The following is a 14,873-nucleotide window of genomic DNA, read 5'->3' on the forward strand; positions in this document are numbered from 1 at the left end:
AGGAAAGCATTCCTGTAATAAAGCAAAATGGGTATTGAATAAAAAATACCCCCTTGGTATGATACGAGGTGTCCAAAGCTGATCAGCGAAAAGGACCCTTAATTAGAACCAAGGAGGACTATTATGTATTATAAACAAAATGAAAAAATATCACAAGTAACGGAACAAACATTAATTATCGGGATTGATATCGCCAAAAACAAACACGTTGCACGTGCGCAAGATTTTCGTGGCATACAGTTTGGAAAAGCTTTATACTTTGATAACTCATGGGAAGGCTTTGAGAGCCTCATGTGTTGGAAAGATGAATTATGCGTCCAGCATGAAAAAACGGATATTATCATGGGGATGGAACCAACGGGACATTATTGGTTACCTTTAACTTATTGGTTAAAAGGAAAACAGCTAAAAGTCGTTGTTGTCAACCCGGCTCATGTCAAGAAATCAAAAGAATTGGATGATAATTCACCAACCAAAAATGATGTAAAAGATGCCAGAGTAATATCCCGTCTCATCCAAGATGGGCGTTATTCGGAACCGAATTTACCAGAAGGTATCTATGCAGAACTGCGAGAAGGTATGAATTTGTACGAGCAATTAATAAAGGATTTTCAAGCAGTAAAAGGTCGTGTTCATCAATGGATTGACCGGTATTTTCCTGAATATACAACGGTCTTTTCCAACTGGGAAGGAAAAGCCTCTTTGGAAGTCCTCAAGATGGGATTGTTTCCGGATGAAATCGTCCAAACAGAGGACATTACCATCTTGCATGAAATTCGTAAAGCAGTCAAAAAAGGAGTGGGATTGAAAAAGATCCGACAATTAAAAGAAGTTGCCGGACATTCTGTTGGCATACAAGAAGGAAAAACCCTAGCTAGGTTAAAACTGAAAACATTAATGGAACAATATGTCCTGCTTCAAGAGAAAATAGAAGAGGCATGGGAAGTGGTAGAGGAGTTTCTAGATACCATCCCAGGCGTGAAAGAAATGGATGATATGAAAGGGGTTGGCAAGGTAACGATCGCATCATTCTATGCAGAAGTGGGCGATATAAGCAACTATACGCATCCTGAACAAATCATTAAATTGGCAGGATTAAATTTGAAACTGGCCACGTCCGGTAAATGGAAAGGCAGAACCATCATCACGAAGAGAGGGCGCCCGAAATTACGTGCTCTGTTGTTTAAAGTCATTCTGCCATTGGTGAATCACAATCCTGCATTTAAGGCAATACATGAATATTTTACGACAAGAAAAGAAAATCCATTGAAGAAAAAACAATCCTTAATTGCATTATGTTGTAAGTTAATTCGTGTATTATTTGCCATTGGAAAGAAACAAGTAGCCTTTCGTCCAGAAAAGATGTTACAGGATATCCCACATTTTCGTTTAAAAGATGCCGTATAACAAAAGATTTGGTAATGTTCTCTTCATGGAATGACAGTTATACCTAAGTGGCTTGACATGGAGCCTCTATGGGCATGATCTCCTCGCCAAGGAATCAAATGGTAAAAAATTGGCTCTGTTGGATCAGGGTATCATGCCCACCTCTCCACATCAAGCCGTGCAATGAATAGAGTGTAGTGAAAGAAAGACTACAGACGATAGTAGCGTATGAATGAAAGATTATCTTAAATAGAAACACATGAATGACATCAAGAAAACAAACACAACATCTGAAGCCACGGAGCAGCCGGCAAACTTATATACGATCGGGCAATGACCCTGGAGGAAAGCATCGCCGGCCCCACTTCATGGATAGACCGAACGAAGGAATGTATGCGCAAAGACGCTGTGAGATATGGGAGGGTTTGTCGCCATGAGTACTGTGGGAATGGAGTGCGATCATAGCACAACTAATTACCATTTTTTTCAAAACAGAAAGAATGGCTTATTAAGTACACCCTTTTTCACCATCATTCCCTAAATGATTTGGTTGACTCCAGTTATGATGTGAAGTAGTCCTTGATATGTAGATGAAATTCTAAGAAAAACAGAGTAATCAAGAGAATACGTTAGTATATAGAGGGAGTATAAAATTTGGGTGTCTGTCTACGCAAGCGTCCAGAAACTAGGCGACTTCACGAATCGCCCTATATTTGGATTTATAAACTTTATAAGTGATTTCCTATACCATAAGAAGTTGCTATTTGTACACTATTTAGATATGCATTAGGAACACTAATTAAAATCCGCTCATCCTGATCACTTAATGCTAAGTAGATTTGCGATTCCTTTAGTAGCTATCGGTCAACAACAAATCTATTCTTTCCTAATTTGCTTTTAATAATGAGCGCAGTAGTGCGTATTCTCATTCTAAAAAGCATCATACATAAAAGAAAGTTATAGAATGGAGGGGGAATATGGCGGATATCGCTTCCGTTATTTTATTGGCAATTGTATTGGTAATTTTAATTATTCCTGGGGCACTTATGATTCTATGGTTTTGGAAAGACCGAAATCAAAAAAGACACGCAGTCTTACGTAATTATCCACTAATAGGAAGGGTTCGTTATTTTTTGGAAAATATTGGGCCAGAGCTAAGGCAATATCTGTTTACCGAAGATGATACAGGGAAGCCATTTTCTAGAAAAGATTATCTCCATATTGTCATGCCGGCAAAATATAAAAAAAGATTAGAAGGTTTTGGTTCCAAGCGAGATTTTGATCAGCCAGGCTATTATATTAAAAACACCATGTTCCCAAAGTTGAAAGAAGAATTATCGATTGACCACGAACCAAAAGTGGATACAAAGATATATCACATTGATAAGGAAAACCTTTTTGCCAGAAAAGAACACCGTCAGGCACAGAAAGTATCCCCTTATTTACTAGGCAAGGAGCATGAAATTGTAATTGGTCCAGAAACAGAAAACCCTTTTCATGTGCGAGGATTAATCGGTATGGCTGGAATGAGTTATGGTGCGCTTGGTGAAAGGGCTATTACTGCACTTTCTATCGGACTCGGACGTGCCGGTGGTACATGGATGAATACGGGAGAAGGTGGCTTATCTTCCTATCATTTAAAAGGTAATGTAGATTTAGTCTTGCAAATTGGTCCAGGTTTATACGGTGTGCGCACTCCTGACGGGGAAATGTCTTGGGAGCAACTAAAAAAGAAGGCTACTATTGACCAAATAAAAGCCTTTGAATTGAAGCTCGCCCAAGGTGCAAAAACACGTGGCGGGCATCTAGAGGCGGAAAAAGTAACGGAAGAAATTGCTAGAGATCGAGGTATTGTGCCATATCAATCGAATGACAGCCCGAATCGGTTCCAGCAATTTTCAGATGTTCATGGTTTGTTAGATTTTGTTGAACAAATACGTGAGGTAACCGAAAAACCGGTTGGCATAAAAATAGTTGTCGGGCAAGAAAAGGATGTGTATCAATTAGCAGAAGCGATGAAAGAAACGGGGAAGAAACCAGATTTTATTTCTGTCGATGGGGGAGAAGGTGGAACAGGGGCTACTTTCCAGGAGCTAACGGATAGTGTAGGGCTTCCGATTAAGTCTGCGATTCCGATCCTTCATAATGCATTAGTTCAGGCAGGGGTTCGTGAGCGAGTGAAAATTATTGCATCTGGTAAATTGTTTACTCCGGACCGAATTGCTTTTGCTTTAGCACTAGGAGCAGATTTAGTCCAGGTTGCTAGAGCATTTATGATCACAACAGGATGTATTATGGCACAAGTGTGTCATACGAATCATTGCCCTGTAGGTGTAGCAACAACAGATCCGAAACTGCAAAGAGGATTGGATATTGAAGAGAAATCTTATCGAGTAACTAATTATGTGATATCAATTAGAGAAGGACTCTATAATATAGCGGCAGCTGCAGGTATAGAATCCCCGACACAATTAAGAGAGAAACATGTTGCTTATAAAGATCTGTACGATGTAGTATACGAAAATCATTTAATGACAAATAAATAATGTGATATACTTATTTAAGTATATTAAGAAAGTCGGGGGAAGAAGATGCAGCGTGGAAGTTTTCAATGGATGAAATCAATCAATAAATCTATTATTTTAAATAAAATTAGGACGGCTGGCTCTATTTCACGTGCACAAATTGCTAAAGAGACACAGTTAACACCACCAACTGTTGGAAGTATCGTGAAAGAACTGTTGGAGCAAGGGCTGATCAAAGAAAGTCAGCTCGGTATTTCACAAGGTGGAAGAAAACCAACGTTGTTAGTACTCAATACGAATGGCTTTCATATTATTGGCATTGACGTAGGTCCAAGTGATATTCGTTTTATCATTTCAGACTTGGCTGGGAAAATCGTAGATGAAGTGGAACAAAAAATAGCACAAGAATTAACTAACGATAGCTTTCTAAACATGCTTACAAGTGGAGTTGAGCTATTAATAACGAAACAGTCTTCCTTGCAATATATCGGGATTGGTGTGGCAATGCATGGTGTAGTAGATTCTGAGCAAGGCATTTCAATTTTTGCACCTAACTTAAACTTACGAAATATACCAATCAAAGATCATTTAGAAGCAGCGTTTGAGATGGATGTAAAAGTAGAAAATGATGCAAAATCATTAGCCTTGGGAGAAGCATGGTTTGAAAATCAAATGACTGCTAAAAGTATGATCGCGGTGAATGTGGGACGAGGCATCGGTGCCGGTCTAGTGATTGATGGAAAATTATATAGTGGGGAACACGGTATTGCTGGCGAAATAGGCCATATGACAGTTGATTTATATGGCAAAAAGTGTTCGTGTGGAAATGAAGGTTGTTTACAAACGGTTGCTTCAGGGCCTGCGATTGCAGAGAAAGCATTCGAATTATTAGAGCAAGGTAATGCAAGCAGCTTATCGGAGTATCGTGAAACGATAACAGCGGAGAATGTACATCAAGCGGCGATGGAGGGAGATCGCTTAGCCCAAGATGTGTTAAAGGAAGCGGGAACTTATTTAGGAATTGCACTGACCAATTTAATTCACGTATGTAATCCTAGTACTATTATTATTGGCGGCGGAGTTTCAAATGCTGACTCCTTTATTCTGGATCCGATTATGGACACGATTAAAACAAGAGCGATATCAGAAAGAGCAAAGAGAACACCAGTCTATCTATCTAAATTAGGTGAATATGGTTCTTCGCTTGGTGCAGTAGCACTGATTTTGAGTGAACTATTTGAGCCGGTAGTAGAGTAGGAGTATCCATTATTACTATTTTACTTTATAATAGTAGTTGAAAAGTACTATTTGTTAAGAAAGTTGTGATAAAGTGGCTGTGAAAAAACGATTTACTTTTTCCGTTTCCGAAAACCCTCTTCCCTTATATATTGAAAGTATTGGTTATAATCCGTATGAATTGGACTTTAATCGGCCTGAAGGATATCCCTATTATCATTGGTTGCAAACGGTGAAAGGAGAGGGAATCATTGAACTAGCCAATCAATCCTTTTCTTTACCATCAGGCAAAGGTATTTTGTTAACGCCATATACCCCTCATAAATATTACTCTGATCACGAAGCTAGTGAACATTGGGAAACATACTATATTACTTTTACTGGAGCAGCGATAGATCCTATTTTAAATGCGCTAGATATGAACTATTCAGCTTTCTATGAAGAAAATGAAAATATATCTTTTAGTAGACACATGGAGAAAATTATTGGGAAGTTGGAAGTGTTTCAGGACCCGCATCATTTAGCTCATGAAATTTCAGCTGATCTTTATCAATTTTTAATGCGTTTGAAAAAATATGGTCAAATGAATAATAAACTGTCTGTCTTGCAATCATTTGAAAAAATAAGAGGTATTGTTGAGTGGTTGGAACAAGTCTATCCACAAGACATTGGTTTATTAGAAATGTCGGAAAAAGCACAAGTTAGCTCCCAACATTTAAATACTATGTTTCATGATACATTCGGTATTAGTCCTTATTCTTTTCTTGTACAATTACGAATCAGAGAAGCCAAACGCATTTTGATCACTACACCGGATTTATCTTTGAAAGAGATTGCCAAACAAGTTGGGTTTAATGGTGTCAGCCACTTTGTTACAACATTTAAAAAACGCGAAGGTATTACACCTTCCACTTACCGGAACCTGTATCAATAGTGGTGCAGGTTTTATATTAAGTATCGTTAGAACACTAGAATAGTAGGAAGAAAAACAGATAATTAATAAAGGCTAATCTATGTTACTCATCTACTAGTGCTTAGTTTCATCTTTTAGGATTTTATCAGTGCTAAACGTCTGTAAGTCTCGGCTACTGGTCATATTCCCACTTTATTTATGAATTCTCCTTTATCCAATTTTATGCATGTAATCCTCTGCGAATAGTTTCTTTAACTATACAATGATGGGGGGATGTTCAGGCTCTCTATCCTTCACTTTCTGATAAATTTCTTCCGATTATTTATAAATGTAACTTCATAGTTATTTTCATATGATTAGCAATGAATGACATCTATCATGTTATCGGATGTGTTTCATTATTTGAAAGTAATATAGAATAATTTGATATATAAATCATTATGAAATCGCTTTATAATAAATTCTGTAGAGATAATTAAATTAATTTATTAAGGAGGTCATGAAGTTGTTTAAAGAGAAAACTTTATGGGGTTTATTATCAATGGCAATGTTTGTGCTTTTACTTGCAGCATGTGCTCCAGAACGTGAAGGAGTAGAGGAAGCTACCGACAATAACGAAGGATCAGAAGGTACAGAAGAATCACAAGAGCAAGAAAAGCCAGAGGAACTGGTTGTATGGATTAATGATGAAGATATTGCAGAAGATATTTCAGTGGAAATGTTTGAAAAGTATACTGAAGAAACAGGAATTGAAATCTCTTATAAAAGAGTAGCATTACCTGATCAGGTAGAAGAATTAGCACTTGCAGGTCCTACCGGTGATGGACCGGATTTATTTTTCCAGCCTCAGGACAGTTTAGGGGATGTCATTGCGCAAGGTTTAGCATTGCCAATTGATTATTCTCAAGAGGAAATAGACGGATTTACCGAAGAAGCAATTAATGCTTTTACGTATGATGGAGATATTTACGGTGCTCCAGTAGCAGTAGAAACATATTTTGCCTATTACAATAAGGACATTATCGATAGTGTACCAGAAACTATTGATGAAGTATTCGATATGTCTAAAGAGGTTACGGACGCTAGCAATGATCAATATGGGTTTTTAGTATCACCAGAATTTTATTACTTGTACTCCTTTATGAACGCTTATGGTGGATACGTGTTTGGTGAAGAGGATGGTGTATATGACCCAACTGATATTGGGCTAGATAACGAAGGTGCAGTTGAAGGTTTAACTAAATATCAGGAATTTATTAGCGAAGGCTTAATGCCAAAAACATTAACCGTTGACGTATTAGACGGTCTATTTACGGAAGGTAAAGTTGGTATGGTATTTAGCGGACCATGGAATATGCCAATATATAAAGAAGCACTTGGAGACAGTGTTGCAACAGCTCCACTTCCAAAAATGAATGGTGAAATTGCTCCATCCTTCATCGGAGTAAAATCATGGTTAGTCTCTTATTATAGTGATCAACCGGAATGGGCAGAAGATATAGCTAAATTTATGACGAATGATGAAAATTCACAAGCTTACTTTGATGTAACTGGTGAATTACCGCCAAAACCTGAAATTCTTGATGCAGTAGATGATCCAATGTATGCAGGATACACAGAACAAGTACCACAGGGTACACCAATGCCAAACATCCCTCAAATGGCACAGGTTTGGGATATGGATGTTGCAATTGAATTGATTAATAACGATGCAGATGTCGAAGAAGCACTAACAGACACCGTTCAAAATATTAAAGATAATATGGATGTTTCCGGTGGCTTATCAGGAGAAGAATAATCAACTTGGAGTGGAAAAGTCTGCTTTTCCACTCTCCATTTTGTACTAATAGAAAGAGGTGGTATCTATGTCCCAGCATCAAGAACAAGAGCAACTAACCAGCTATCAAAAAAAAATGAATCCAAATGTAGCAATGGTTCTTTCCATTTTACTAGCAGGATTAGGTCAAATCTATAATAAGCGCTATATGAAGGGAATTTCTTTTATGATATTGGAAATTGCCTTTATCCTAGCGACTTTTGATTTTCTTTGGTTAGGACTTTGGGGAATTGTTACATTAGGAACAATTCCAGGGGTCGATCATTCAATTTATTTACTCGTTTATGGGATTGTTTCCTTAATTTTAATTGCATTCGCATTCATGTTATATATCTTTAATGTGCGGGATGCAAGAAAACAGGCGATTTTACTAAATAATGGCTGGCAGCCTCCAACTTTTAAACAAGCAATTAAAAATAGCTATGATAAAGCGTTCCCGTATATTATGACAGCGCCTGGATTAGTGTTGCTGATTTTTACAGTTGTTTTTCCGCTTTTATTTGCAATTGCTTTAGCCTTTACAAACTATGATCTTTACAATTCTCCACCAAGATATTTAGTAGAATGGATTGGGTTTGCTAATTTTACAGATTTAGCAACCGTCCCGATTTGGCAAAATACGTTTATTAGTGTATTTGGCTGGACTATAATCTGGACAGTTGTAGCAACATCTTTCCAAATCGTTGTCGGTTTGATTTTAGCCGTATTAGTAAATGATAAGCGGGTAAAATTTAAAAAGACGATACGTACAATCCTGATTTTGCCATGGGCAGTACCAGGGTTTGTGTCGATTTTAATTTTTGCGGCTATGTTTAATGATGAATTTGGAGCGATAAACCGTGATATTATTATACCGTTAATTGGCGGCAATGGACTACCATGGTTAACGGACCCAACCTATACGAAAATGGTATTAATCATGATCCAGACATGGTTAGGGTATCCATTCGTATTTGCACTGTTCTCAGGGGTGCTCCAAAGTATCTCATCTGAGTGGTATGAAGCAGCTGAAGTAGATGGTGCAACACGCCTGCAGAAATTCAAGAATATTACTTTGCCGCACGTGTTGTTTGCAACAGCACCATTATTAATCATTCAATACACTACAAATTTTAATAACTTTAATATTATTTATCTCTTTAATGAAGGTGGACCAGCTGTGCAGGGGCAAAATGCCGGTGGAACAGATATTTTGATTTCATGGGTATATAAATTAACATTTGATACGAACAATTACAGCATGGCTGCTGCGATTTCCTTAATCATTGGTTTAATCGTTTCGGTATTTGCCTTTTTCCAATTCAGACGTACCAATTCATTTAAAGAGGAGGGGAATATCTAATGAGTCCAAAATTAAAATCAGCATTGGAGTTAACCGGTATATATGCTATTTTTGCGTTTATGACAGTGATTATCCTTTACCCGATTGTTTGGGCTATTGGTATGTCATTAAACCCTGGACAGAGTCTCTACTCCTCTTCCATTATTCCGGAAAACTGGTCGTTAGAGCATTATAAATGGTTGTTTACCGACCCGAGAAGTAACTATGTAACATGGTATAAGAACAGTATGATTGTTTCAGGCTGCGCTGCCTTGTTCTCTGTCATTATGACGTCGGTTGTCGCATTTTCATTTTCTAGGTATAAATTCGTTGGGAGAACTTCTGCGTTATATACGTTTCTAATATTGCAGATGTTCCCCGTTATGATGGCGATGGTAGCTTTGTATATTTTCTTACACTTAGTAGGATTACTGGATTCATTAACAGGCTTAATCCTAATATATGTTGGAAGTCAAATTCCTTTTAATGCATGGCTTGTAAAAGGTTACTTAGATACAATCCCAAGAGAGTTAGATGAAGCCGCTCGAATTGATGGAGCAGGTCACTTTACCGTGTTTTGGCGAATTATATTACCACTGGCAAAACCAATTCTAGCCGTAGTTGCGTTATTCAATTTTATGACACCTTTATTTGACTTTATATTACCTTCTATCGTATTGAACAGTCCGGAGAATTACACGATTGCGTTAGGATTATTTAACTTTATAAATGATCAATTCTCTAACAACTTTACAAGATTTACAGCTGGTGCCATATTAATTGCGATACCGGTAGCGGTTGTGTATTTGTTCTTACAGCGTTATTTGATATCTGGTCTAACAGCAGGTGGAACAAAAGGATAATCATCAATTTTGGAGGATTTATATATGACACAAAAAGAGTTTATTAAGGGTGTCGATTTGTCATTTGTCGATGAGGTAGAGACAGAAGGTGGACAGTATTATGAGAATGGTAAAGCCGTCGATGTGATGGAAATATTGCATCGTGCCGGAGTTAATGCTGTCCGTTTACGATTATGGCATACACCCACTGGGGGATATTGTAATTTAGATAGAACGATAAAAATGGCCAAAAGAATAAAAGCCTATAATATGAATTTTTTACTAGACTTTCATTATTCCGACTATTGGGCAGACCCAGGCAAGCAGACAAAGCCAAAAGCCTGGGAGAATCTAAGCTTTGATGAGCTTGTCGAAGCCGTATATAGTTATACAAAAGAAGTTATCGAAGCTTTTAAGAAAGAAGATCTAACACCAGACATGGTTCAGATTGGTAACGAGATTACGAATGGAATGTTATGGGAAGACGGAAAGATTTATAAAGAAGAGCAATCAGGGGAAGTGGAGAATTGGGATGGAATTATTCCACTTATTAAAGCAGGACTGGATGGCGTACAAGCTGCCACAAAGGACACCGGCCAAATAAAAACAATGATCCATATTGACCGAGGAGGAGATAATCTTGGTTCACGTAAATTCTACGATCAAATGGAAAAGTATCAGCTTGAATATGATGTGATCGGTCTCTCCTATTATCCTTGGTGGCATGGTCCATATGAAGATTTTGAAATAAATATGGAAGATATCGCAACTCGTTATCAGAAAGAAATAATAGTAGTGGAAGTTGCTTATCCATGGATTGTGCCAGATGAAATTCCAGAGATAGATGATGAACCGGATTTTCGTGAACATCTTGTACCGGGATACCCTGCCACAGCAGAGGGTCAAAAAGCTTATTTGGAAATGTTAATGGAAACAGTAAAACAAACACCAGATAATTTAGGTAAAGGCATTTATTATTGGGAACCGTGTTGGATTCCTTCTAAGCAAAAGTGGTCAGTCGGCCATGAAAATAATTGGTCTCATTTAACTTTATTTGATTATGAAGGCAACAGATTAATGGGACTAGATGCATTCGCTAATGAAAAACCAACAAGAAGGAGTTAGATGATACGATGAAGTTTAACCCAGTAAGCAACAAAATACCAAAAATGCTGCATGGTGCAGACTATAATCCGGAGCAATGGGATAAATTCCCAGAAGTATTAGCGGAAGACATTCGCTTAATGAAGCTTGCTAAATGTAACGTGATGTCAGTCGGGATTTTTTCCTGGGCGAAATTGGAGCCAGAAGAAGGAATATTTACATTTGAATGGATGGATCAATTACTGGATACCTTTCACGAAAATGGGATGTATGCTTTTCTGGCGACACCAAGTGGTGCAAGACCGGCATGGATGTCGGAAAAGTATCCAGAAGTATTACGAGTAGGGGCTAACCGTGTACGAAATCTGCACGGAATGCGCCATAATCACTGCTTTACATCACCTGTATATCGAGAAAAAGTAGAGATAATGAATAGCAAATTAGCAGAACGCTATGCTGACCACCCAGCAGTAATCGGCTGGCATGTGTCCAACGAATATGGTGGGGAGTGCCATTGTGAATATTGTCAAGATGCGTTCCGTGAATGGCTTAAGAAAAAGTATCAAACGTTAGATGCATTAAATGATGCATGGTGGACAACGTTCTGGAGTCATACTTATTCGAGTTGGTCTCAAGTGGAATCTCCTGCACCACACGGAGAAACAATGGTACATGGCCAAAACCTTGATTGGAGACGCTTTGTCACGGATCAAACATTAGATTTTTATCGTCATGAAGTAAAGCCATTAAAAGCTGTTAATCCTGAAATGCCGGCAACAGCAAACTTTATGGAAGCATTTGAAGGTTTAAACTACGCAAAATTCACTGATGACATCGATGTGATCTCATGGGATTCCTATCCTACATGGCATGATAAACAAGGTGAGTCCTATCTCGCTGCTTACACGGCGATGAATCATGACTGGTTCCGTTCCTTAAAAGATGGCAAGCCATTTTTATTAATGGAGAGCACGCCAAGTTTAACGAATTGGCAGCCGATCAGTAAGCTGAAAAAGCCAGGTATGCATGTTTTATCATCATTACAAGCGGTAGCACATGGCTCTGATTCCGTCCAATACTTCCAATGGCGTAAAAGTCGCGGCTCCAGTGAAAAATTCCATGGTGCAGTGGTAGACCATGCTGGACATGAGCATACACGTGTATTCCAAGAGGTTCAAGAGCTGGGGGAAGGCTTGGCCAATTTAGATGAAGTAGTTGGTTCAACAGTTGATGCAGAGGTAGCGATTATTTTTGATACCGAAAATCGCTGGGCAGTCAAAGATGCTCAAGGCCCCCGTAATGCTGGTATTCATTATGAGCGTACTGTGACAGAGCATTATCAGGCATTTTGGGAACAAGGTATTGCGGTAGATGTGATTGATTCCGAAAAAAATCTTTCTAAATATAAATTAGTAGTGGCACCAATGCTCTATATGGTCAGACCTGGAGTCGGCGAAAATATTGAAAAATTTGTTCAAAATGGCGGGACTTTTGTTACGACTTACTGGTCCGGCATTGTCGATGAAAATGACCTTTGTTTCCTCGGTGGCTTCCCAGGTCCATTACGTAAAACGTTAGGAATCTGGTCGGAAGAGATTGATGGTTTATATGATGGCGAAACTAATCGCATTAAAGTAGTAGGCAATAATGAATTAGACTTGCGTGGTGAATTTGAAGCAAAAGAATTGTGTGATTTAATCCATTTAGAAGGCGCGGAAGCACTAGCACAGTATGGCAGTGATTTTTATGCAGGAAGACCTGCGCTTACAGTAAATCAATATGGCAAAGGAAAAGCATATTATATTGCTTCGAGAAATGATCAGCCGTTCCATCGTGCTTTTTTTGAAAAGCTAGCAGATCAGCTATCATTGAAACGAGCGACTGGTGGCTTACTACCAAAAGACGTTAGTGCTCAAGTTCGAACAGATGGCACAAACGAATTCTTGTTTTTAATGAACTTTTCAAATCAGATAAAAAATATTAACTTGGGTGGTCAGACTTATCGAGATTTGCTCACAGACAATGAAGTACTAGGAGCTGTCTCATTGGATGGATTCGGTGTTAAAGTATTGAAAAAATAAAACGAGTTTTAAAGGCATTCCTTGAATAGGAATGCCTTTATTCTACCCCAAAGGAGTTGAAGTGAGCGGCCACCCGTTGAATCATGGAAGTGGGTAGTTGGAGTGGAGGTAATGCTGTACATTTATTTTCATCATTGCTACCAAAGTAATCGTACATGGGTATTTTTACACGACCCTCGAGAAGGTGGAATAAGATGTCCCAAATAATCTTAAGTGATCATCTATGTAGGAAGAGCACTTTTTTACATTAAAGTCCCGTTAACTGAAGAAATCTACAACTGTATTTAAATATTTGGACAGCATTTCTTTATCTCAGAAATAAAAAGTTCCGATTCTTTAGGTGAATTTTAACGCTTCCTAACAATGCGGATTGGTAGAAGATTTCAATTCCATCTGTAGATGACAATACCCGATAACCAGTATAAATATATTTGTTCTATATATCTTTGTTATATGTTCATATGGGATACGACTATAAAATGGACCGCCTCTCACCAATAAATGATCTTTAAAGAAAATGTTACCCATAAAATAAATACAACTGTGATTATAAATGTAGATAAAATAATGTCACCAATTCCATTAATGTCAGCGAAGAACAAGGGTAATAACGTAAAAACTCCTATAATTAAAACTGCAGTAAATATGAATATAATAAAAATTTGATCCACTTTAGAGCGAAAAGACATATAATCAACTCCCATATGGAAATATTTATTCCAGATAGGTAACCTTTGCCACGTAGACAAGCGATTAGCCGCTTGACGAATCTATAAATAAACAGGTAGAATTAAGGTGTTCCACTTATAAGAATGATGTTCCATAATGCGGAACATTTTAAAAGGAGAAGTAATTATGTCCCAAGTTCAATCAGTAGAACGAACGCTTTCTATTTTAGAAATATTGTCAGCACATCCGGAAGGTTTAAGTATCGCGAATCTTTCCAAGGAATTATCACTAGCAAAAAGCACCGTACATCGTCTGTTAAGCACATTAATGACAAACGGCTATGTACAACAAGACGAACAGACAGGTCATTATCGACTTGGTATTCAATGTCTTGTTTTAGCGAGTTCCTTGTTGAATCAATTGGATATCCGAAAAGTTGCGAAAGAAGCATTACACAATCTAGCAAAAAGCTCAGGTGAAGTAGTGCACTTATGTATCCATGATAATAATGAAGTCGTTTACATTGACAAAGTGGAAAGTGATCAAACATTAAGAATGTATTCTCAAATTGGAAGAAGAGCTTTAATGCATTGTACAGGGGTAGGAAAAGCGTTGCTCTCAGGCTTCACACAAGAGCAATTAGATCATTTAATTGCAGAAAAAGGACTGCCGAAATTCACAGAGACCACGATTACCGATAAAGCCAATCTGCAAAAAGAATTAAGGGAAATTCAAGATAGAGGATATGCAATCGATGAACAGGAGCACGAAAAAGGTATTCGCTGTATTGCAGCTCCGATTTATGATCATGATGGTAACGTCGTTGCTGCTATCAGTATTGCAGGACCTGCTGATCGAGTGACAAAAGAAAGGGTTAAAGAGGATTTAGCACAAGCTATTTTAACGCAAAGTAAACAGATATCCGCAAAATTAGGTTATATCAAAAACTAGGTGAAAGG

The 14,873-nt window shown here is 37.9% G+C and carries 11 protein-coding genes; 10 read left to right on the forward strand and 1 reads right to left on the reverse strand.

Annotated elements, in window-relative coordinates; translation table 11 throughout:
- Nucleotides 1-123: 123 nt before the first annotated feature.
- The 9 genes from J5J03_RS14660 to J5J03_RS14700 all read left to right on the forward strand — a co-directional run bounded on the left by J5J03_RS14660 (nucleotide 124) and on the right by J5J03_RS14700 (nucleotide 13,245).
- Nucleotides 124-1,407 carry an IS110 family RNA-guided transposase gene (locus J5J03_RS14660; RefSeq protein WP_208587795.1) on the forward strand — a complete coding sequence of 428 codons (1,284 nt, stop codon included), beginning with the start codon at nucleotides 124-126 and terminating at the stop codon, nucleotides 1,405-1,407.
- A gap of 956 nt (nucleotides 1,408-2,363) precedes the next feature.
- Entirely contained in the window at nucleotides 2,364-3,932 is a 1,569-nt protein-coding gene (locus J5J03_RS14665) for an FMN-binding glutamate synthase family protein (RefSeq protein WP_208590524.1), read from the forward strand.
- A 45-nt stretch (nucleotides 3,933-3,977) separates the two neighbouring features.
- On the forward strand, nucleotides 3,978-5,168 hold the full coding sequence (locus J5J03_RS14670; protein WP_208590525.1) for an ROK family transcriptional regulator: 1,191 nt from the start codon (nucleotides 3,978-3,980) through the stop codon (nucleotides 5,166-5,168).
- A 73-nt stretch (nucleotides 5,169-5,241) separates the two neighbouring features.
- Entirely contained in the window at nucleotides 5,242-6,081 is an 840-nt protein-coding gene (locus tag J5J03_RS14675; protein ID WP_208590526.1) for a helix-turn-helix domain-containing protein, read from the forward strand.
- A 478-nt stretch (nucleotides 6,082-6,559) separates the two neighbouring features.
- Nucleotides 6,560-7,858 carry a sugar ABC transporter substrate-binding protein gene (locus J5J03_RS14680; protein ID WP_231710768.1) on the forward strand — a complete coding sequence of 433 codons (1,299 nt, stop codon included), beginning with the start codon at nucleotides 6,560-6,562 and terminating at the stop codon, nucleotides 7,856-7,858.
- 67 nt (nucleotides 7,859-7,925) lie between these two features.
- Complete coding sequence (locus J5J03_RS14685; RefSeq protein WP_231710769.1) at nucleotides 7,926-9,239, forward strand: carbohydrate ABC transporter permease; 1,314 nt, start codon at nucleotides 7,926-7,928, stop codon at nucleotides 9,237-9,239.
- A complete protein-coding gene (locus J5J03_RS14690; RefSeq protein ID WP_208590530.1) occupies nucleotides 9,239-10,081 on the forward strand; it encodes a sugar ABC transporter permease in 843 nt (280 codons plus the stop codon). The genes J5J03_RS14685 and J5J03_RS14690 overlap by 1 nt, the downstream gene beginning before the upstream one ends.
- Before the next feature lie 24 nt (nucleotides 10,082-10,105).
- On the forward strand, nucleotides 10,106-11,185 hold the full coding sequence (locus J5J03_RS14695; protein ID WP_208590532.1) for a glycoside hydrolase family 53 protein: 1,080 nt from the start codon (nucleotides 10,106-10,108) through the stop codon (nucleotides 11,183-11,185).
- A gap of 8 nt (nucleotides 11,186-11,193) precedes the next feature.
- Nucleotides 11,194-13,245 carry a beta-galactosidase gene (locus J5J03_RS14700; protein ID WP_269435834.1) on the forward strand — a complete coding sequence of 684 codons (2,052 nt, stop codon included), beginning with the start codon at nucleotides 11,194-11,196 and terminating at the stop codon, nucleotides 13,243-13,245.
- Nucleotides 13,246-13,602: 357 nt separating this feature from the next.
- Here the strand turns inward: J5J03_RS14700 and J5J03_RS22260 are convergent, their stop codons facing one another.
- A complete protein-coding gene (locus tag J5J03_RS22260; RefSeq protein ID WP_331460502.1) occupies nucleotides 13,603-13,773 on the reverse strand; it encodes a PH domain-containing protein in 171 nt (56 codons plus the stop codon).
- Between the two features lie 327 nt (nucleotides 13,774-14,100).
- Between J5J03_RS22260 and J5J03_RS14710 the strand changes: the two genes are divergently transcribed.
- On the forward strand, nucleotides 14,101-14,865 hold the full coding sequence (locus tag J5J03_RS14710; protein WP_208590533.1) for an IclR family transcriptional regulator: 765 nt from the start codon (nucleotides 14,101-14,103) through the stop codon (nucleotides 14,863-14,865).
- Nucleotides 14,866-14,873: the final 8 nt, after the last annotated feature.

Origin of the sequence: Gracilibacillus suaedae (genome assembly GCF_017599345.1) — a bacterium.
Lineage (GTDB): Bacteria > Bacillota > Bacilli > Bacillales > Amphibacillaceae > Gracilibacillus > Gracilibacillus suaedae.